Annotated in this window: 18 protein-coding genes; 11 read left to right on the top strand and 7 right to left on the bottom strand. The window is 64.2% G+C overall.

Translation table 11 applies throughout. The features are described 5' to 3' along the window. Nucleotides 1-38 precede the first annotated feature (38 nt). Nucleotides 39-728: a GntR family transcriptional regulator gene (locus tag ACR0FC_RS14185; RefSeq protein WP_170341865.1), complete on the bottom strand. Its 690-nt coding sequence runs from the start codon at nucleotides 726-728 to the stop codon at nucleotides 39-41. A 132-nt stretch (nucleotides 729-860) separates the two neighbouring features. Here ACR0FC_RS14185 and ACR0FC_RS14180 point away from each other — a divergent pair, with 132 nt between their 5' ends. Then, nucleotides 861-1,877 carry an Ldh family oxidoreductase gene (locus ACR0FC_RS14180; RefSeq protein ID WP_170341863.1) on the top strand — a complete coding sequence of 339 codons (1,017 nt, stop codon included), beginning with the start codon at nucleotides 861-863 and terminating at the stop codon, nucleotides 1,875-1,877. On the opposite strand, the gene ACR0FC_RS14175 is transcribed toward ACR0FC_RS14180, so the two are convergent. The 6 genes from ACR0FC_RS14175 to ACR0FC_RS14150 form a co-directional block, all read right to left on the bottom strand. Beyond that, a complete protein-coding gene (locus ACR0FC_RS14175; protein WP_170341861.1) occupies nucleotides 1,874-2,899 on the bottom strand; it encodes a trans-3-hydroxy-L-proline dehydratase in 1,026 nt (341 codons plus the stop codon). The two genes, ACR0FC_RS14180 and ACR0FC_RS14175, sit on opposite strands and share 4 nt — an antisense overlap. Before the next feature lie 6 nt (nucleotides 2,900-2,905). Then, nucleotides 2,906-4,144: an NAD(P)/FAD-dependent oxidoreductase gene (locus tag ACR0FC_RS14170; protein WP_170341859.1), complete on the bottom strand. Its 1,239-nt coding sequence runs from the start codon at nucleotides 4,142-4,144 to the stop codon at nucleotides 2,906-2,908. Further along, nucleotides 4,141-5,076, bottom strand: a complete 936-nt coding sequence (locus ACR0FC_RS14165) for a 4-hydroxyproline epimerase (protein ID WP_170341857.1) — start codon at nucleotides 5,074-5,076, stop codon at nucleotides 4,141-4,143. Before ACR0FC_RS14165 ends, ACR0FC_RS14170 begins: the two co-directional genes overlap by 4 nt. After that, the gene (locus tag ACR0FC_RS14160) at nucleotides 5,067-6,026 is read right to left on the bottom strand and encodes a dihydrodipicolinate synthase family protein (protein WP_170341855.1); all 960 of its coding nucleotides are present in this window, start codon (nucleotides 6,024-6,026) and stop codon (nucleotides 5,067-5,069) included. Before ACR0FC_RS14160 ends, ACR0FC_RS14165 begins: the two co-directional genes overlap by 10 nt. 170 nt (nucleotides 6,027-6,196) lie before the next feature. After that, on the bottom strand, nucleotides 6,197-7,255 hold the full coding sequence (locus ACR0FC_RS14155) for an ABC transporter ATP-binding protein (protein WP_170341853.1): 1,059 nt from the start codon (nucleotides 7,253-7,255) through the stop codon (nucleotides 6,197-6,199). Further along, a complete protein-coding gene (locus ACR0FC_RS14150; RefSeq protein WP_170341851.1) occupies nucleotides 7,252-8,046 on the bottom strand; it encodes an IclR family transcriptional regulator in 795 nt (264 codons plus the stop codon). Before ACR0FC_RS14150 ends, ACR0FC_RS14155 begins: the two co-directional genes overlap by 4 nt. 142 nt (nucleotides 8,047-8,188) lie before the next feature. On the opposite strand from ACR0FC_RS14150, the gene ACR0FC_RS14145 reads away from it, so the two are divergent. The 10 genes from ACR0FC_RS14145 to ACR0FC_RS14100 all read left to right on the top strand — a co-directional run bounded on the left by ACR0FC_RS14145 (nucleotide 8,189) and on the right by ACR0FC_RS14100 (nucleotide 19,478). Next, complete coding sequence (locus tag ACR0FC_RS14145) at nucleotides 8,189-9,448, top strand: ABC transporter substrate-binding protein (RefSeq protein WP_093963148.1); 1,260 nt, start codon at nucleotides 8,189-8,191, stop codon at nucleotides 9,446-9,448. Between the two features lie 91 nt (nucleotides 9,449-9,539). Further along, complete coding sequence (locus ACR0FC_RS14140) at nucleotides 9,540-10,463, top strand: carbohydrate ABC transporter permease (protein ID WP_170341848.1); 924 nt, start codon at nucleotides 9,540-9,542, stop codon at nucleotides 10,461-10,463. 1 nt (nucleotide 10,464) lies between these two features. Next, nucleotides 10,465-11,313, top strand: a complete 849-nt coding sequence (locus tag ACR0FC_RS14135; RefSeq protein ID WP_093963150.1) for a carbohydrate ABC transporter permease — start codon at nucleotides 10,465-10,467, stop codon at nucleotides 11,311-11,313. Between the two features lie 22 nt (nucleotides 11,314-11,335). Continuing rightward, a complete protein-coding gene (gene melA / locus ACR0FC_RS14130; protein ID WP_170341846.1) occupies nucleotides 11,336-12,676 on the top strand; it encodes an alpha-glucosidase/alpha-galactosidase in 1,341 nt (446 codons plus the stop codon). 55 nt (nucleotides 12,677-12,731) lie between these two features. Beyond that, the gene (locus tag ACR0FC_RS14125) at nucleotides 12,732-14,438 is read left to right on the top strand and encodes an IlvD/Edd family dehydratase (protein WP_170341845.1); all 1,707 of its coding nucleotides are present in this window, start codon (nucleotides 12,732-12,734) and stop codon (nucleotides 14,436-14,438) included. Then, nucleotides 14,438-15,205 carry an SDR family NAD(P)-dependent oxidoreductase gene (locus ACR0FC_RS14120; protein ID WP_170341843.1) on the top strand — a complete coding sequence of 256 codons (768 nt, stop codon included), beginning with the start codon at nucleotides 14,438-14,440 and terminating at the stop codon, nucleotides 15,203-15,205. The genes ACR0FC_RS14125 and ACR0FC_RS14120 overlap by 1 nt, the downstream gene beginning before the upstream one ends. Before the next feature lie 4 nt (nucleotides 15,206-15,209). After that, nucleotides 15,210-16,103 carry a 2-dehydro-3-deoxygalactonokinase gene (locus ACR0FC_RS14115; protein WP_170341841.1) on the top strand — a complete coding sequence of 298 codons (894 nt, stop codon included), beginning with the start codon at nucleotides 15,210-15,212 and terminating at the stop codon, nucleotides 16,101-16,103. Further along, entirely contained in the window at nucleotides 16,100-16,705 is a 606-nt protein-coding gene (locus ACR0FC_RS14110; RefSeq protein WP_170341839.1) for a 2-dehydro-3-deoxy-6-phosphogalactonate aldolase, read from the top strand. Before ACR0FC_RS14115 ends, ACR0FC_RS14110 begins: the two co-directional genes overlap by 4 nt. Next, nucleotides 16,702-17,562, top strand: coding sequence for an SMP-30/gluconolactonase/LRE family protein (locus ACR0FC_RS14105; protein WP_170341837.1), 861 nt, complete (start codon nucleotides 16,702-16,704; stop codon nucleotides 17,560-17,562). The genes ACR0FC_RS14110 and ACR0FC_RS14105 overlap by 4 nt, the downstream gene beginning before the upstream one ends. Further along, nucleotides 17,559-19,478, top strand: a complete 1,920-nt coding sequence (locus tag ACR0FC_RS14100; RefSeq protein WP_170341835.1) for a beta-galactosidase — start codon at nucleotides 17,559-17,561, stop codon at nucleotides 19,476-19,478. The genes ACR0FC_RS14105 and ACR0FC_RS14100 overlap by 4 nt, the downstream gene beginning before the upstream one ends. Nucleotides 19,479-19,503: the final 25 nt, after the last annotated feature.

Here is a 19,503-nt window from a genome sequence, read left to right as displayed (position 1 = left end):
AGAAGAATTGAAAACGCTTTCTTTACGGTCGCTTGGCCTCAGCGTCCGACCGCCTCCTCGGACGCTCGCTTGGCAGCCACCAGCGCCAGCAGTTGGTCCTTGGTTCGTCCGATATGCGCGGACAGAAGCGCGCAGGCCTGCTCGACCTGCCCATCCCGGGCGAGGCGCAGCAATTCGCGATGCTCTTTGCGGGCCGGTTCGCGTTGTTGCATCACACTGAGATGCATTCGGATGTACCGGTCCGACTGCAGGCTCACGCGGTGCAGCAGCTCGTTGGTCAGGCTTCGGTTCGCGGCCGCGTAGAGGGCCGAGTGGTACTGATAGTTCAGCGCGCCCCACCGGCTGACGTCATTCGCGTCGTACGAGGCCTCCATCTGCTCCAACAAGTGTTCGCAGCGCGCGAAGTCAGATTGGGTCATCTGCGGAATTGCCCGGCGAAAGAGGTCGGTCTCCAACAGCGACCGCAGGTCGAAGATCTCGCCGATTTCGGACAGGGAATGGCGCGTGACCCGTGCCCCGCGATTGTTCGTCAGCTGCACCAGACCTTCGGCATCAAGCTGTTTCAGCGCCTCGCGCACCGGCATGCGCGACACGTCATAGTCTTCGGCCAATGCCTCCTGACGGATGGTTTCGCCTTCCGCCAGGTCACCGCTGAGAATGCGTTCACGCAAGTCGGACGCGATTGCATCGGGAAGGCTTTGACGGGTGATTGCACGTTTTGCTGCCAAGGGTCTGTCCGCATTTGCATTTTGGATACAAATATCCGCCCCGTGCCGCTTTTCCAACCGCCTATTGGGTTGAACAGGGCTAGGGTTCCCCGCTACCCATTTGGCAACTGAGATCAAACCGAGGGACAGACCATGAGCGAAACGGTACGGCTGACGCCCGAAGAAATGACCGACCTGAGCCTGAAGGTTCTGTCCCATGTGGGTTATGGCTCTGACCACGCTCAGGCGATCGCGGAACTTTTGACCACTTGCCAAATGGACGATTGCCAGTCGCACGGGCTGTTTCGCCTGTTCATGTGCGCCCAGACCATGCAGGCCGGCAAGATCGACGGCCATGCGCAGCCCCAGGTCGCCCCCTCGGAGAATGCCATCGTCCGTGTCGACGCGCAGGGCGGCATGTCGTTGCTGGCGTTCCAGAAAGGCCTGCCGCATCTAATCGAGAAGACCCGCACCCACGGGATCGCGGCCATGGCGATCAACCGCTGTTTTCATTTCTCCGCCCTGTGGCCCGAGGTCGAGGCCCTGTCGGCCCAGGGGCTTGCGGCCATGGCGATGGTACCCAGCCATTCCTGGGTGGCCCCTGCGGGGGGCACGCGCGGCAGCTTGGGCACCAACCCGCTGGCCTTCAGCTGGCCCCGCATGGGCCGGGACCCGTTCACCTTCGATTTCGCCACCAGCGCCTTCGCCCGCGGCGAGATCGAGCTGTACAAGCGCGCGGGCAAACCCCTGCCCGAAGGCGTGGCGATCGACAAGGACGGCAACCCCACGACCGACCCGCAAGCGGCGCTGGACGGCGCGATGCTGACCTTCGGCGGCTACAAGGGCTCGGCCCTGTCGATCATGATCGAGCTTCTGGCCGGCCCGCTGATCGACGACCTGACCAGCCTCGAGAGCATGGAGTTCGCCCAAGGAACAGGCGGCGCACCATACCACGGCGACATCATCATCGCCTTCGACCCCGACCAGTTCAGCGGCGGGCGGCGACAGGCCAACGACGCGCGGGCCGAGCGCCTGTTCGCCGATATCCTTGATCAGGGCGCGCGCCTGCCGTCACAGCGCCGCTTTGCCGCCCGCGCGCGCAACACCGCCCGGGGATATGCCGAGGTTTCCGCGCAACTGCATCACGACCTGCTGGCCCTTCTGGACTAGCGCCCCCAGGTGTCGCGCAGGCGGTAGCCTTGCGGCCAGGGGTCGTCGGGGTCCAGCATGTGCTGGTGGATGCCGGTGATCCATCCGCGGCCCGAGATCTCGGGCAGGATGGCGGGGCGGTCGCCAACATGGGTTGTGCCGAGTATACGGCCGGTAAACCGCGAACCGATGATCGAGACGGCCTCAAAGCTCTGGCCCGGCCGCATCTGCCCCCGCGCGGCCATCAGCGCCATGCGGGCCGAAACGGCGGTGCCGGTGGGAGAGCGGTCGACCTTGCCGGGCTGGATCGCCACCGCGGATTGGCCGGTCAGGCCGGTTTCGGTTTCGGCCAACGGTCCGCAGAAGGCACAGAACGAGATGTGATCCCAATCCGGGTTCTCGGGATGGACAAAGCCCAGCTGCGCGTTGGTGGCATCGGTGATCGCCACCCCCAGGCGGGCGATGTCGGCGGCCTCGTCCTCGGTGATGCGCAGCCCCAGCGCCGCCGCGTCGACCACCACGAAACTGTCCCCGCCATAGGCGGTGTCCACCGTCAGGGTCCCCAGCCCCTCGACCTCGAGCGGTGCGGCGAGGCGGTCGGCAAAGCTGGGCAGGTTCTGGACGAAGATCCGTTCGGCCTTACCGTTGCGGCATTCGGCCCGCACCTGCACCAGCCCGCCCGGCGCTTCGAGCGTCAGGTGGGTCTCCGGCTCGGTCATCGGCAGGATGCCCCCGTCCAGCAGCACCGTCGCCACGCAGATCGCGTTCGAGCCGGACATGGGCGGTGTGTCCTCGGGCTCCATGATGATGAAGGCGGCGTCGGCATCGGGGTGTTTGGGCGGCACCAGCAGGTTGACATGGCGGAACACCCCGCCGCGCGGCTCGTTCAGCATGAAGTTGCGCAGGGTCTGGTCGCGGGCGATGAAGCTGCGTTGCGCCCAGATCGTGTCGCCCGGCGGCGGGGCGACACCGCCGACGATCACGTCGCCCACCTCACCCTCGGCATGGGCCGAGATCACGTGAATGGTCTTGCTGCTGCGCATCCCCGCTCAGAACCGGGTGGCGGCGAAGGGATCGACCGGGATGGCCGGATCGGTGCCGTCGATCAGCGCCCCCACCAGCTCGGCGGTCCCGGCCGACTGGGTCAGGCCCAGATGGCCGTGCCCGAAAGCATAGACCAAGTTCGGCGATTTCGAAGACCGTCCGATCACCGGAATGCTGTCGGGCAGCGAGGGGCGGAAACCCATCCACTGCGTCCCGCCTTCGGTCTTCAACCCCGGCAGGAACTGGCGCGCCTTGTTCAGCAAGGTATCGGCGCGTTTGAAATTGGGCGGCAGGTCAAGCCCGCCCAGTTCGACCGCACCACCGATGCGGACACCACCGTTGATCTTGCTGGCCACGAAAGCATGCCGCGAGAACGCCAGGTGCAGCCGCAGGTCGAACGCACCCGGCGGCAGGGTCGTGTTGTAGCCCCGCTCGGTCTCGAGCGGGATCAGATCGCCCACCGTGCGGGTCAGGTGGTGCGACCACGCCCCGGCGGCCACCACGACCTTGCTGGCATCAGCCGCACCTTGGTCGAAGCGCACCCAGACGCCCGTGTCCGACAGCTCCAGCGCGCGTACGGGGCGCGTTTCGATCACCCCGCCGCGGTCGCGAAACACCTGCGCCAGATGCTCGACCCAGCGTTTGGGGTCAACGGTATTCCACCAATGCGGCGTGAACCCGGCATGGGTAAAACGCGGGCTGAGCCCGGGCTGAATCTCGGCGATCGCTTCGGGGCTTTCCAGCAGATCGAAGGCGATGCCATGCTGGCGACGCAATTCCCACGTGGGCAAGGCGGCGCGGAACTCGGCCGCGCTTTCGTACAACTGCAACTGCCCGTCGCGCTGCATCATCGCCTCGCCATCCGTATTGGCGATCTGCCGTTCGGTCGCGGCCTGGCACAGGCACATGAGGCTGGCCTGCGCGGCGACCAGCGCCTGATACCGGCTGGGGCGGCTGGCCCGCCAGAACCGCCACATCCACGGCGCGATCTGCCGGGCATAGGCGGGCGGGATCGACAGCGGCCCCAACGGATCGAGTAGCCATTTGGGGGCCTTCTTCATGATCCCCGGCGTGGCCAGAGGTTCGACCTCGGGGAAGGCGAACGCCCCGGCATTTCCCGCTGAACTGCCCGCGGCCACGCCTTCGCGGTCCAGTACCTGAACCGTGTAACCGCGACGCTGCAATTCCAGTGCCGCGCTGATACCAACGACGCCGGCACCTATGACGATGACGTCTTTCTTCATGTGATCTCTATACCCGAACGGAATGGATCGGCGGGATCAAAAATCAAGCGGCTTTCGGCCATCACGAAAGCCTGACCGGTGATCGAGGGGATCACCCCGCCGTTCGGACCTGGCTGATAGGACAGCCGATAGGGGCTGCCGATGACGCTGGCCTGCACGATTTCTTCACCCGGCGCCAAGCGCCCGTCGGCCGCCAGACACGCCAACCGCGCCGAACTGCCCGTGCCGCAGGGCGAGCGGTCATAGGCGTCATCGGGGCACAGAACGAAGTTTCGGCTGTGCACGTCAGGGTCCGGCACGGCCTCTTGAAAGATCACATGATCGATCGGCTCGCCCGCTTCGCCGCCCACGCCCTGCGCGACCGAGGCCTGTCGAATGGCGACGCCCAGATCGGTCAGTTGCCGGATGTTCGCGGGTTCTACCGGCACCGGGCTGGGATCGACGATAAAGAACCAATTGCCGCCATAGGCCACATCACCTGTCACCGGCCCGAAATCCGGAACCTCGATCGTAACGGCCTGATGCACCCGCCGGCTTTCGATGTTGGTTACTGTCACTGTGTTTGGATCTTGCAGCTCCACCGTGACCACTCCTGCGGGTGTTTCGATCCGGTGGATGCCAACACCGATCCGCCCCAGATGGGCCAGCGTCACGGTCAACCCGATCGTGCCATGCCCGCACATGCCAAGCACCGCATCCACGTCGAAATAGATCACCCCGGTCACGCAGGACGGATCGACCGGAGGCACCAGCAGCGCCCCCACCATCGCTGGCTGACCGCGCGGCTCCAGCATGACCGAGCGCCAGAACGGGCGGTGCTGGGTCGCCAAAAGCCCTGCGCGCTCGGACAGAGGACCGCTGCCCAGATCGGGCGCGCCGTCCAGAATCACGCGCGTGGGCTCTCCGCCGGTATGGCTGTCGATCACATGCACGTGGCAATCACCCCGCCTTGCCTTGACCAGTCTGCAAACCAGGCGCGGAACAAGCCGTACTGCTGTTCGCAATAGTGGCGCTGCGCATCCGTCAGCGCGTCGGTTTCATTGAAGTGCAAGCGGTACTCTTCCTCGCCGTTCAGCACCAGAAGGTGCTTGTAGTACAGAACCAGATCGGGGCCTTCATCGAAACTGGACAGCACGTGGATGGCCTCTGTCAACTCCTGCGCGCGCTGGCGAGCCTCGGCGCTGCCAGAAGCCGCTTTTTTCGACAAAGCGGTAAGCAGCAGAACCTCTTTGGGCAGTACGTTGCCGATGCCGGTGATTGCGCCGGTTGCGTCGCAATTGACGATGCCATGATAAACCGCCGTATCGACCCCCACCATCAGCGTCACCTGATCATCGCGGCTGGTAATGCTCTCAGCCGCGTATCGCAGATCGTCCTTGCCACCGAATTCCTTGAAGCCCACCAGATTGGAGTGCTCGGCCCGCAGCGCAAAGAAAAGGTCGGCGCGTGTGGCGAATCCATAATACGGACTGTTGTAGATGACCGCCGGAATATCCGGTGCCGCCGACAGGATGGCCTTGAAATGGTTGCGCTGCGCCGTGACCGAACTGCCGCGCGACAGGACCCGCGGGATAACCATCAGCCCAGCTGCACCCACCTTTTGCGCATGCGCTGCATGCGCCACGGCGGATTGCGTGTTGACCGCCCCGGTGCCCACCACCACGGGCAGGCCCGCGCCGATCAACCGCTCGACCCCTTCCATCCGCTGTTCGTCGGTCAGCAGCGGCCAGTCGCCCATCGACCCGCAGTAGACGACCGCGGACATACCCGCCTCGATCATCTGCCGACCCTTTCGCACCAAGGCGTCAAAGTCGGGCTGACGGTCGGGCGTACAAGGGGTCATGAGCGCCGGCATGGTGCCGGTAAAGACGTCGGGTGACATGTGGCCGATCCTTTCCAAGTTGCCCGCGTCCTTCGCCGGGCGGTCAGATTTACTGTCTCAGTCCCGCAGTATCGGTTTTTGTATCCAAAATCCATCCGATTCGTCTGACAAAAGAAAAACGCGCCAGGCAGATTGCCCGGCGCGTTGACACTTTCCAACTGAACAGCGGTTCAGCGCAACCGCATCCCGCTTTCCGGGTCGAACAGCATGGCCCGTTCAGGCCGGACCGAGATTCCGATCCGTTCTCCCGTTTTGCTGCGCTGGTCGTCCCGCTCTTCGACGATCAGCTTGTCGCCGTTGGGCGTCAGCAAATAACTGTAGGAGACGCCGCCAAGCGCCTCGGTCAGATCGACAGTACAGGTGTCGCCGGATCGATCCACGGCAATATGTTCCGGACGGATCCCCAGGATCACCTTCCTGGCATCGGTCGGCACGCCATTGGTGACGGGGATCGAGTCCGTCAGAGCGGGGTGGCGCACCGTTCCATCGACGACATCGCATTCCAAAAAGTTCATTGCGGGCGAGCCGATGAACCCCGCCACGAACCGGTTGTCGGGGTCGCGATACAGATCCATCGGAGCGCCGACCTGCTCGATCCGGCCATCGCGCAGCACGACGATCTTGTCGGCCATGGTCATCGCCTCGACCTGGTCGTGGGTGACGTAGATCATCGTCGCGCCGATCTCCTGGTGCAGACGGGCGATCTCAACCCGCATTTCCACGCGCAACTCGGCATCAAGGTTCGACAGCGGCTCGTCAAACAGAAAGACCTCGGGGCCGCGCACGATGGCCCGGCCGATGGCGACCCGCTGACGCTGACCCCCCGACAAAGCCTTGGGCTTGCGCTTGAGATACGGGTCCAGTTTCAGGATTTCCGACGCTTCGGCCACCTTCTTGTCGATCTCGGCCTTGGGCACACCGTTCATGCGCAGACCAAAGCCCATGTTCTCGGCCACGGACATGTGCGGATACAAGGCATAGGTCTGGAACACCATCGCGACACCGCGCTTGGCCGGGTCCATGTGGGTCACATCGCGCTGACCGATACGGATTTCGCCCTCGGTGGTTTCCTCCAGCCCGGCGATCATCCGCAACAGGGTGGATTTGCCACAGCCCGACGGCCCGACGAAAACGCAGAACTCGCCGTCCTCGATTTCCAGATCAATGCCGTGAATGACCTGGGTCTGGCCATAACGCTTGATTGCGCCCTTCAGGGTAACGCCTGTCATGATGCTTGCATCCTGTCCTTGCGGCCCTCGGGGAACCGCCATGCTTCGGCTTCGGCCCCGATCTGGTCGGCCGATCGCCGAACCCGAGGGACCCATTTCTTCAACTGGTCGAAATCCATGCGCTGGGTCGATCCGGTAATCGAGATCGCCCCCAGCACCCGCCCGCCCGATGTCAGGATCGGGCAGGCCACGCAGATGATGCCGGGCTCGTGCTCTTCATCATCCATGGCGAACCCCCGTTCGCGGATCCGGGCCAAATCCGCCCGCAGCACCTCCTCCGAGGTCAGCGTCTTGTCGGTAAAGCGGTGAAAGCTTTGCTGCGAGATCGCCTTGTCCAGCCGGTCATCATCCAGAAAGGCGAGCATCGCCTTTCCCACACCGGTGCAATAAGCCGGGCCAACTTTTCCGGCCTCGGAATACATCTCGACCGGGTTTTTGGCATTGCGCTTGTCCACATACAGAACCTGACTGGAATCAAGCTGCGCAAGGTGCACCGTCTCGCCGGTTTCCAGGCTCAGCCCATCCAGGATCGGCCGCGCGATCGGCGCGAGCGAGCTTTGCGTCCACGCCGAATGCGCCAGCCGCACCAGCCGCAGCCCCGGCGAATAGGTCTGCCGGTCTGGGTCGTAAGACAACATGCCCTGATTGGTCAGCGACTGCAGAAACCGGTACAGGGACGCCTTGGGAAAGCTGCTGCTTTCCAGCAATTCGGCAAACCGCACAGGCCGGCCGAACGCCGCGACCTGTTCCAGCACGTCACATGCTTTGCCGATGGTTCCGTCACCTGCCACGGGTCTGATTTCTCCTCCACTTCCCCTTGCGGACGGGCCGCGAGGGTATTGACAAGCCTAGCCGATTCGATGTGTAGTTTTCAATATATAAAACTTGGTTTCACTATTTGGAACCACTGAATGGAAGCTAAGGGAGGAAACCATGCATTCCATGTTCAAGCGCACTGCGGCGGCTCTGGCGGCCAGTGTGGCACTTGCAGCGCCCGTTTCGGCAGAACTGACCGGCGAGCTGCGAATCTTCCTCGACACATCGAATCCGGCGCCGCGCGCGACGATGGAAGCGATGATCGAGCGGTTCGCGGCTCAGCACCCGGGTCTGGAAATCGAGACCACGGTCATCGACCGCGAGGCGTACAAGACCCAGATCCGCAACTTCCTGACGGCGGATACGCCCGACGTTGCGACCTGGTACGCGGCCAACCGCATGAAGCCTTATGTCGAGGCCGGACTGTTCGAAGATGTATCGGACCTGTGGGCCGAGCCGGAAATCGCCGAAAACCTGGCCTCGACCAAGGGCGCGATGACCATCGACGGCAAGCAGTGGGGCGTGCCCTACACCTACTATCAGTGGGGCGTCTACTACCGCAAAGATATCTTTGACGAGCTGGGCCTGTCCGAGCCGACCACCTGGGAAGAAGAGCTGGCCAACTGCCAGAAGATCGTCGACTCGGGTCGCGCCTGCTATACCATCGGCACCAAGTTCCTGTGGACGGCTGGCGGCTGGTTCGACTACCTGAACATGCGCACCAACGGCTTCGACTTCCACCAGCAACTGGCCAATGGCGAAGTCAGCTGGGAAGACGACCGGGTCAAGCAGACCTTCGCCAACTGGAAGCAGCTGATCGACATGGGCGCTTTCATCGACAACCACCAGACCTACAGCTGGCAAGAGGCCCTGCCCTTCATGGTTCAGGGTGATGCAGCAGCTTATCTGATGGGCAACTTCGCGGTGGCGCCGCTGCGCGAGGCCGGTCTGACCGACGACCAGCTGGACTTCTACCAGTTCGTCGCGATCAACCCCGATGTCGAGCTGGCCGAGGATGCGCCAACCGACACGTTCCACATCCCGGCGAACGCGTCGAACAAAGAAGCCGCGCGCGAGTTCCTGCGTTTTGTTGTTTCGGCTGACGAGCAGACCGAAATCAACAACGGCAAGAACCTCGGACAACTGCCCGTCAACGCCAAATCCTCGGTGGATGACGACAAGTTCCTGCAGGAAGGCTTCAAGATGCTGTCGACCAACAGCCCTGGCGGCGTCGCCCAGTTCTGGGACCGCGACGCGCCGGCGGAAATGGCCAAAGTGTCGATGGAAGGCTTCCAGGAATTCATGGTCAAGCCGGACAACCTGGACAGCATCCTGGCCAAGCTGGAACGCGCACGTCAACGCATCTACGACAACTGATCGGGTGGTGGCCGGGGCAACCCCGGCCACGCCGTAGCCAAACGCAGGACGGGCACGATCCCGTCCTGCCCATTCCAAACCGGGATTGACCATGACCGCTGTCGACGTCACCGAACACGAAAGCTGGTTCCACAGAAATCAGCAACGTATCGCACCCTGGCTGTTTCTGGCTCCGGGCGTGCTGTTCTTCATGGTCTACGTGATCATCCCCGTATTCCAGTCCTTCAACCTGTCACTTTACGAATGGGACGGGCTGGGCGCGGCCGAATATGTCGGTATGCGCAACTATGAGGACCTGTATTGGGAATTGGTCGACCGTGACGCCTTCTATGTCTCGCTGAAGAACAATCTGATCTGGCTGATCATGTACCTGCTGGCGATCCCGGCAGGCCTGTTCATCGCACTGTTCCTCAACCAGACTGTCTGGGGAATCCGGTTGTACAAATCCTTGTTCTTCTTTCCCTTCGTCATCAGCCAGGTCGTTGTCGGGCTGGTCTTCACCTGGTTCTACGACCCCACATTCGGGCTGCTGAACGAGCTTTTGGGCTTGGTCGGGCTGGGCCCTGTGAACGTCCTGGGTGACGAACGGTTCGTAACCTACGGCATCATTTTCGCGGGCCTCTGGCCGCAGACCGCCTATTGCATGATCCTGTATCTGACCGGCCTGAACGCCGTGGACCCCGAACAGATCGAGGCCGGCCGGCTGGACGGCGCCAAGGGCGGACGGATGCTGTGGCACATCATCCTGCCGCAACTGCGCCCGGCAACCTTCATCGCCTTCGTGGTGACCATCATCGGCGCGCTGCGCTCGTTCGACCTGATCTCGATCATGACGCAGGGCGGGCCGTTCGGATCAAGCCGCGTGCTAGCCTATTACATGTTCGAGGTCGCCCTGTCGGAATACGGGTTCCGCATGGGCTATGGCGCGGCCATCGCCGTGATCCTGTTCCTGATCATGCTGTGCTTCATCGCCTACTTCCTGTGGTCGATGTACCGCGAAGAAAAGGGGCACTGAGATGTTTCCCAAACCGATCGAAAAACAACCCCGCGCGGCGCAGATTTCCTATCAGGCGATGCTGCCGGTCGCCCTTCTGCTGTGGCTCGGCCCGCTGCTGGCGGTGGCCCTGTTTTCCATCAAGCCCGAGGCGGATTTCACCAACGCCAACTACTGGGGTCTGCCCTCCAGCTTTGAAGGCGCCAGGAACTATGGTCAGGTGTTCTTCAACTCGGACATGCCGCGCTATCTGCTGAACTCGTTCCTGATCACGGTGCCCACGGTAATCGGCGCGGTGGCGCTCAGCTGCATGACCGGATTTGCGCTGGGGATATACAAGTTCAAGTCGAACCTGTGGATCTTCTTCATGTTCGTGGCGGGCAACTTCGTGCCCTTCCAGATCCTGATGGTGCCGGTGCGCGATCTGACGCTGGACTTGGGGCTCTACAACACGAAAACCGGCCTGGTGCTGTTCCACATCGCGTTCCAGACGGGGTTCTGCACGCTGTTCATGCGCAACTTCATCCGCGCCCTGCCCTTTGAGTTGATCGAGGCCGCCCGGGTCGAGGGCATCAGCGAATGGCGCATCTTCTGGTACGTCGTCCTGCCGCTGATGAAGCCCGCGATCGCCGCGCTCAGCGTGCTGATCTTCACCTTCATCTGGAACGACTATTTCTGGGCCGTCGTGCTGACCCAGGGGGCCGAGAGCCAACCCGTCACCGCCGGGATCACCAGCTTCAACGCGCAGTTCCGCGCAGCGTATCACTTGATGAGTGCCGGCTCGATCGTCGCGGCCCTGCCGCCGGTGGCCATGTTCTTTCTGATGCAGAAACACTTCATCGCGGGTCTGACCCTCGGTGCCGTAAAATAACGCCTAGTCAAGGTTTACAGTCATGACCAAGATCACCTTCATCGGTGCAGGTTCCACGATTTTCATGCAAAACATCGTGGGCGATGCCCTGCTGACCCCGTCGCTGGCCGACAGCCATTTTGCCCTGATGGACATCGACCCCGAGCGTCTGGCCGAAAGCGAAACCGTCGCGCGCGCGATGATCCGCTCGGTCGGGACCGGCGCGACCGTGTCCACCCATACCGACCGCCGCGCGGCGCTGGACGGGGCCGATTTCGTCATCACCGCCTTCCAGATCGGCGGCTACAAACCCTGCACCGTCACCGATTTCGAGATCCCCAAGCAATATGGCTTGCGCCAGACCATCGCCGACACGCTGGGCGTGGGCGGCATCATGCGCGGCCTGCGCACCGTGCCCGTCCTGTGGGATGTGGCCCGCGACATGGCGCAGCTGTGCCCGGATGCCACGCTGCTGCAATACGTCAACCCGATGGCCATCAACACCTGGGCGCTGGCCGAACGGTTCCCGGCACTGAAACATGTGGGTCTGTGCCACTCGGTCCAGAACACGGTCGAGGAACTGGCCCATGACCTGGACCTGCCCAAGGATGAAATCCGCTATCGCGTTGCGGGCGTGAACCATGTGGCGTTTTTCCTGCGGCTGGAACATCAGGGCCGCGACCTGTATCCGGCGCTGCGCCTTGGCTATCACGCGGGCCAGTTGCCCAAGGCGCCGCTGCTGATGCCGCGCTGTCCGAACAAGGTGCGGTACGAGGTGATGGATCACCTGGGCTATTTCTGCACCGAAAGCTCGGAACACCTGGCCGAGTATGTCCCGTGGTTCATCAAGGACGGGCGTCAGGACTTGATCGACCAGTTCCAGATCCCGCTGGACGAATACCCCACCCGCTGCGAGGAACAGGTCGCGAACTGGAAGGAACAGGCCAAGACCTTGACCGACGGGCGCGACATCGAAGTGATCCGCAGCCACGAATTCGCCGCCGACCTTATGAACGCAATCGTCACCGACACGCCCTATGTCGCCTATGGCAACCTGCCCAATACCGGGCAGATCCCGCAGCTGCCGCTGGGCGCGGCGGTCGAAACGCCCTGCCTGGTCGACAGCAACGGCGTGCAGCCCTCGGTCGTGACCGGCATCCCGCCGCAGCTGGTCGCCCTGATGCGCAGCCAGATCAACGTGCAGGAACTGACCGTGCGCGCCCTGGTCGAGGAAAACCCCGAACACATCTACCACGCCGCCATGATGGACCCGCACACCGCTGCCGAACTGGACCTGCGCCAGATCCGCAGCCTGGTAAGTGACCTGCTGACCGCCCATGCCGACTGGCTGCCGGATTGGTGCCGTCCGGCCCGCGCGGCCTGATCATCCGGCAAACACACAAGAAAACCACGACCCAATACGAAAAAGAAACAAAGACATGAAGAAACGCCGCTCACAGCACTGGTACGGCAAGCTCGACAAGGACGGGTTCATCCATCGGTCGTGGATGAAGAACCAGGGCTTTCCCGATCATGCGTTCGACGGACGCCCGATCATCGGCATCTGCAACACATGGTCGGAACTGACGCCGTGCAACTCGGGCCTGCGCGACCTCGCCGAAGGCGTCAAGCGCGGCGTGTGGGAGGCCGGAGGCTTTCCGGTCGAATTCCCGGTGATGTCGCTGGGCGAAACCCAGATGAAGCCCACCGCCATGCTGTTCCGCAACCTGCTGGCCATGGATGTCGAGGAATCGATCCGCGCCTATGGCATCGACGGTGTGGTGCTGCTGGGTGGCTGCGACAAGACCACGCCGGGCCAGCTGATGGGCGCGGCCTCGGTCGATCTGCCCACCATCGTGGTCAGCTCGGGGCCGATGCTGAACGGCAAGTATCGCGGTCAGGATATCGGCTCGGGCACCGATGTCTGGAAGTTCTCGGAAGCCGTGCGCGCCGGCGAGATGACCTTGCAGGATTTCATGAACGCAGAATCCGGCATGAGCCGGTCCAAGGGCGTGTGCATGACTATGGGCACGGCCTCGACCATGGCATCGCTGGTCGAGGCGATGGGCATGAGCCTGCCCACCAACGCCGCCCTGCCTGCCGTCGATGCCCGCCGGATGGCGCTGGCGCACATGACCGGCAAGCGCATCGTTGAGATGGTGGACGAGGACCTCAAACCCTCGGACATCCTGACCAAAGCGGCGTTTGAGAACGCCATCCTGGCCAATGCCGCAGTGGGTGGGTCAACCAACGCCGTGGTGCACCTGCTGGCGCTGGCCGGCCGGGTGGGCGTGGACCTGACCCTGCAGGATTTCGAGATCGGCTCGGACATTCCGCTGCTGGTCAACTGCATGCCCTCGGGCAAGTACCTGATGGAGGATTTCTGCTATGCCGGCGGGATGCCGGTGGTCCTGTCCGAGCTGAAATCGCATCTGCGCCCGGCCAGAACCGTTCTGAACAAGGACATCTCGGCCCACTATGAGGGCGCGGAATGCTTTGACCGCGACGTGATCCATTCCTTCGACGACCCGGTGAAACCGGCCGCCGGGCTGCGCGTTCTGCGCGGCAACCTGGCGCCGAACGGGGCGATCGTGAAACCCTCGGCCGCCACCGACAGCCAGCTGGAAACGGAAGGTGAGGCCTATGTCTTCGACAGCATCGAGGACCTGAAAGCCAATATCGACCGCGACGACCTTCCGGTGACGCCCGAGACCATCCTGGTGCTCAAGGGCTGCGGGCCAAAGGGCTATCCGGGCATGCCCGAGGTCGGCAACATGCCGATCCCCGCCAAGCTGGTGAAACAGGGCGTGCGTGACATGATCCGCATTTCCGACGCACGCATGTCGGGCACCGCCTTCGGCACAGTGATCCTGCATGTCAGCCCCGAGGCGCAGGCGGGCGGCCCATTGGCGCTGGTGAAAACCGGCGACCGCATCCGCGTGTCCGCCAGCAAGGGCGAGCTGGAACTGCTGGTCGACGAACAGGAGCTGGCTGCCCGCCGCGCGGCCTGGCGGCCCGACGACCCGCATTACACCCGCGGCTATGCCAAGCTGTATATCGACCATGTCCTTCAGGCCGACCGCGGCGCTGACCTTGATTTCCTGGTGGGCAAGGACACCCGCCTTGTGACCAGAGAGAGCCATTGATGACCCACCCAGCCACCTTCCATGACCTGAACGGCGCATCCGTCTTCATCACCGGCGGCGGGTCGGGCGTGGGCGCGGCCCTGACCGACGGGTTCCTGACCCAGGGCGCCAATGTCGCCTTTATCGGCCGGTCGGACGCCAGCGCGTTCGTCGAAGAGATGCGCGCCAAACACGGCCGCGCGCCTTTGTTCCTGCAGGGCGACATGACCGACACTGCGCTGCTGCACGAAACCATGACCAAGGCCGCCGAGGCCCACGGTCCGCTGAACGTACTGGTCAACAATGCCGCCAATGACAAGCGCCACAGCCTCGAGGAAACCACGACCGAGTTCTGGGACTGGATGATCGAGGTCAACCTCAAGGCCTATTACTTTGCCTGCCAGCAGGCCGCGCGCCAGATGGCCGAAACCGGCGGGTCGATCATCAACTTCAGTTCGATCAGCTACATGATGGGCAATGCAGGCTATCCGATCTATACGACGGCCAACGCCGGAATCACCGGCATGACCCGTTCGCTCGCGCGCGAGCTGGGGCCGAAGAACATCCGCGTCAACGCGCTGGCGCCCGGCTGGGTGCTGACGCAGAAACAACTGGACATGTGGGCCACGCCCGAAGATCTGGCCGCGCATATGGAACGCCAATGCCTGAAGGAGCATCTGAGCCCGGACGACATGATCGCGCCGACGCTGTTTCTGGCATCGACGGCCAGCCGCGCCATGACCGGGCAATGCATGGTCGTCGATGGCGGCGTGGTCACAACGGGGTGAGGACATGAATACCGAGTGGATCGCAGTAGACTGGGGCACCTCGCATCTGCGCGCCTGGGCGATGCAGGGCGACACGGTGCTGGACCACGCCCAATGCGACCGGGGCATGGCAACGCTGGGCCGGGATCAGTTCCAGGACGCGCTGCTGACGCTGGTCCAGGGCTGGCTGGACGCGGCGCCGGTCGACGTGATCGCCTGCGGCATGGTCGGTGCCCGGCAAGGCTGGGTCGAGGCGCCCTATGTGGCGGTGCCGGCCAAGCCGATCTCGACCGTTCCGGTGCGCGTGCCCGGCACCGATCCGCGCATCCGCGCCTTCGTGGTGCCCGGCCTGAAACAGGACGATCCCGCCGACGTGATGCGCGGCGAGGAAACCCAGATCGCCGGCTACCTGTCCACGCGCCCGCATTGGGATGGCGTGATCTGCCTGCCCGGCACCCACACCAAATGGGTGCAGGTCAGCGCCGGCGAGGTCGTCAGCTTCCGCACCTTCATGACGGGTGAACTGTTCGATCTGCTGGGCCAGCACTCGGTGCTGAAACACTCGGTTGGCGAAGGTTGGGACGACGACGCCTTTGCCACGGCCGTCGCGGACACGCTGTCAAAGCCCGAGCAACTGGCCGGGCGGCTGTTCGGGCTGCGCGCGGCCGACCTGCTGCACGGGCAGGATCCGGCCACCGCCCGCGCCCGCCTGTCGGGCGCTCTGATCGGTGCCGAACTGGCCGCCACCCGCCCCTATTGGCTGGGTCAGCAACTGGCCATCATCGGCGCCGAAGCCCTGTCGCACATCTATGCCACGGCGCTGCAGCAACAGGGCGCGTTCGTCGAAACCGCCGACGCGACCCAGGCCACGCTGGCCGGTCTGCTGCAGGCCCGCACCCTCACGAGGCAAACCGCATGAGCCGCCCCATCATCGCCATTCTGCGCGGGCTTGACCCGGTGCAGGCCGAGGCCGTCGGCCAGGCCATTCTGGACTCCGGCATCGACCGGATCGAGGTGCCGCTGAACTCGCCCGACCCGCTGGACAGCATCGGCCGTCTGGCCCGCGCGATCGGCGACCGCGCGCTGGTCGGGGCCGGAACCGTCCTGACCATGGATGAGGTCGAACAGGTGGCTGCCGTGGGTGGCAAGCTGATCGTGTCGCCCAATTGCGATGCCGACGTTATCGCGCGTACGGTGGGTCTGGGCCTGCAAAGCTGGCCCGGAGTCTATACCCCGACCGAGGCCTTCACCGCCCTGCGCGCAGGGGCCACCGGGTTGAAACTGTTTCCCGGCGTGATGGCCGGACCGGTGGGGCTGGCTGCCATGCGCCCGATCCTGCCCAAGGGCACGCAGGTCTATGCCGTTGGCGGCGCGGGGCCCGAGAATTTCGGCGACTGGCTCAAGGCCGGGGCCGACGGGTTCGGCATCGGCTCGGCGCTGTTCAAACCCGGAATGTCCGTGGACCAGATCGCCGACAACGCACGCCGGATCGTCGCCGCCTTTGACGAGGCCACGCGATGAGCCAGGTCTTTGACGACCGCCCGTGCGCGTTGGGCGAAGGCCCGCTGTGGCACCCCGAACGGCAACAGCTGTTCTGGTTCGACATCGTCAACAAGCGCCTGATGACCCGCGACGCGGATGGCCCGCAGAGCTGGGATTTTGCCGAGCACGTCTCGGCTGCAGGCTGGATCGACCGCGACACACTGCTGATCGCGTCGGAAACCGGCCTGTGGCGGTTCGGGCTTGAGACCGGTCACAAGGACCGCATCGTCGCGCTCGAGGCCGACAACCCGGTGACCCGCTCGAATGACGGGCGGGCTGATCCGTGGGGCGGGTTCTGGATCGGCACAATGGGCAAGCGCGCGGAACGGGGCGCGGGGGCGATCTATCGCTTGTGGCGGGGTGAGCTGCGGCAGCTGGTGCCGGATGTGACCATCTCGAACGCGATCAGTTTCGCGCCCGACCGGTCCTGCGCCTATTTCTGCGACACGGCCACCGGGCAGGTGCGGCGCTGGGGTCTGGACCCGGAAACCGGCTGGCCCGAGGGCGACAGCGCGGTGTTTTTGGACCTGCGCGCCGAGGGTTTGAACCCCGATGGCGCGGTCGTCGATGCCATGGGCAATCTGTGGCTCGCGCAATGGGGCGCGGCGCGGGTTGCGGCCTATGACGCCGGCGGAGCCTTCCTGCGCGCGGTGCCTTTCGCGGCGGCCCATACCTCGTGCCCCGCATTCGGCGGGCCGGAACTTACGACGCTGTTCTGCACCTCGGCCCGCGAAGGGCTGGATGCGGACACCATTGCGTCGCACCCCACCAACGGAATGACCTTTGCCGCCGAAAACGCGGGCCAAGGTCAGGCGGAATACAGAGTCATCCTATGAACCCCGAACTTGGCGTTTGCTATTACCCTGAACACTGGCCGCAAGAAATGTGGGCCGAAGATGCCGCGCGCATGGTCGAGGCCGGTCTGCGCTGGGTCCGGATCGGCGAATTCGGATGGAGCCGGATGGAGCCGGAACCGGGCCGGCTGACATTCGACTGGCTGGATCAGGCCATCGAGACCCTTGGTGCGGCCGGGCTGAAAGTGGTGCTGGGAACCCCCACCGCCACGCCGCCGCGCTGGATGCTGGACCGGCACCCGGACATGCTGGCGGTGGACGAAAACGGGCAGCCGCGCAAGTTCGGCTCGCGCCGGCACTATTGCTTCAGCCATCCCGGATATATCGATGAGTGCGTCCGCATCGCCCGGATCATGGGCGAACGCTATGGCCGCAACCCGCATGTGGCCGCCTGGCAGATCGACAATGAATATGGTTGCCACGACACCACCGTCAGCTATTGCGAGCCCGCGCGGCAGGCCTTCCGCCGCTGGTTGGCCGAACGCTATGGCTCGGTCGAGGCGCTGAACGCGGCCTGGGGCAACGTGTTCTGGTCGATGGAATACGGCGATTTCGATCAGATCGACCTGCCCAACCTGACTGTGACCGAACCCAACCCAGCGCATGTGCTGGCCTTCCGCCGGTTCAGCTCGGATCAGGTGGTGGCCTTCAACCGGGCACAGGTTCAGGTGCTGCGGCCCCTGACCGACGCGCCGCTGCTGCACAACTACATGGGCCGGATTCTGGATTTCGACCATTTCGAGGTGGGCGCCGATCTGGATATCGCCACCTGGGACAGCTACCCGATCGGGTTCCTGTCCGACCGGCTAGAGGCCGACGCGGCGCACAAGGCAGCCTTTCTGCAACAGGGCGACCCGGACATGCAGGCCTTTCACCACGATCTGTACCGCGCCGTCGGACGCGGCCGCTGGTGGGTGATGGAACAACAGCCCGGACCGGTGAACTGGGCGCCCTACAACCCGGCCCCCTTGCCAGGCATGGTGCGGCTTTGGTCGCTTGAGGCCGTGGCCCACGGGGCCGAGGTGGTCAGCTATTTCCGCTGGCGGCAGGCGCCCTTTGCGCAGGAACAGATGCACGCGGGCTTGCTGACGCCGAACAACCACCCCGCGCCCGGTCTGGCCGAGGCGCAGCAGACGGCCGCGGATCTGGCCACGCTGGGACCGGTCGAACCGGTGCAGGCGCGGGTGGCCATCCTGTTCGACTATCCGTCGGACTGGGCCTGGGCGACCCAGCCTCAAGGCGCGGGGTTCAACTATTTCCGGCTGGTGTTTTCCGCTTATCGCGCCCTGCGCCGCGCCGGGCTGTCGATCGATGTCTTACCGGCCTCGGGCCTGTCAAGCGCGGACTATGATCTGATCCTCGCCCCCGGGCTGGCCACGCTGGACGACGCGCTGGCCGACCGCTTGCAGACGGCCGCCAAATTGACGGTTCTGGGCCCGCGCAGCGGGGCAATCACGGCTGATTTTCAGATCCCGGCCCAAGGCCGCCCCGGCCTGCAAGCGCTAGACTGCGATGTGGCGCTGGTGGAATCCCTGCCGCCCGAAATCACCCGCCCGGTTCAGAGCGGCGGAGCGGCGCAGCACTGGGTCGAGCGGCTGACCGGTGACGCGCCCGACCTGCAGACCTTCGAAGACGGGACCCCTGCGCTGAAGGGCAGTGACCAGCTTTGGTATCTGGCCGGGTTCCCGGACGAGGACCTGTGGGACCGGATCATTGAAATGGCCGCGCAGAAGGTCGGGCTGACCCTGCACCCGATGCCGCCTGGCCTGCGGCGGCGCGAGACCGCGACCCATGACTTCCTGATCAACTACAACGCCACACCGGTGGATTGGAACGGCCACAGCATCGCTGCCTGCGGAGTCGCCATCCTGAAACGCAATCCGCCCGGCCAGGAATGAACCTGAACCGGGCGGATGTGGTGCT

The sequence above is a fragment of the Ruegeria sp. BB9 genome (genome assembly GCF_056539345.1).
The sequence above is the reverse complement of the archived record's forward strand: the minus strand, read 5'-3'. Positions and strand labels throughout refer to the sequence as shown.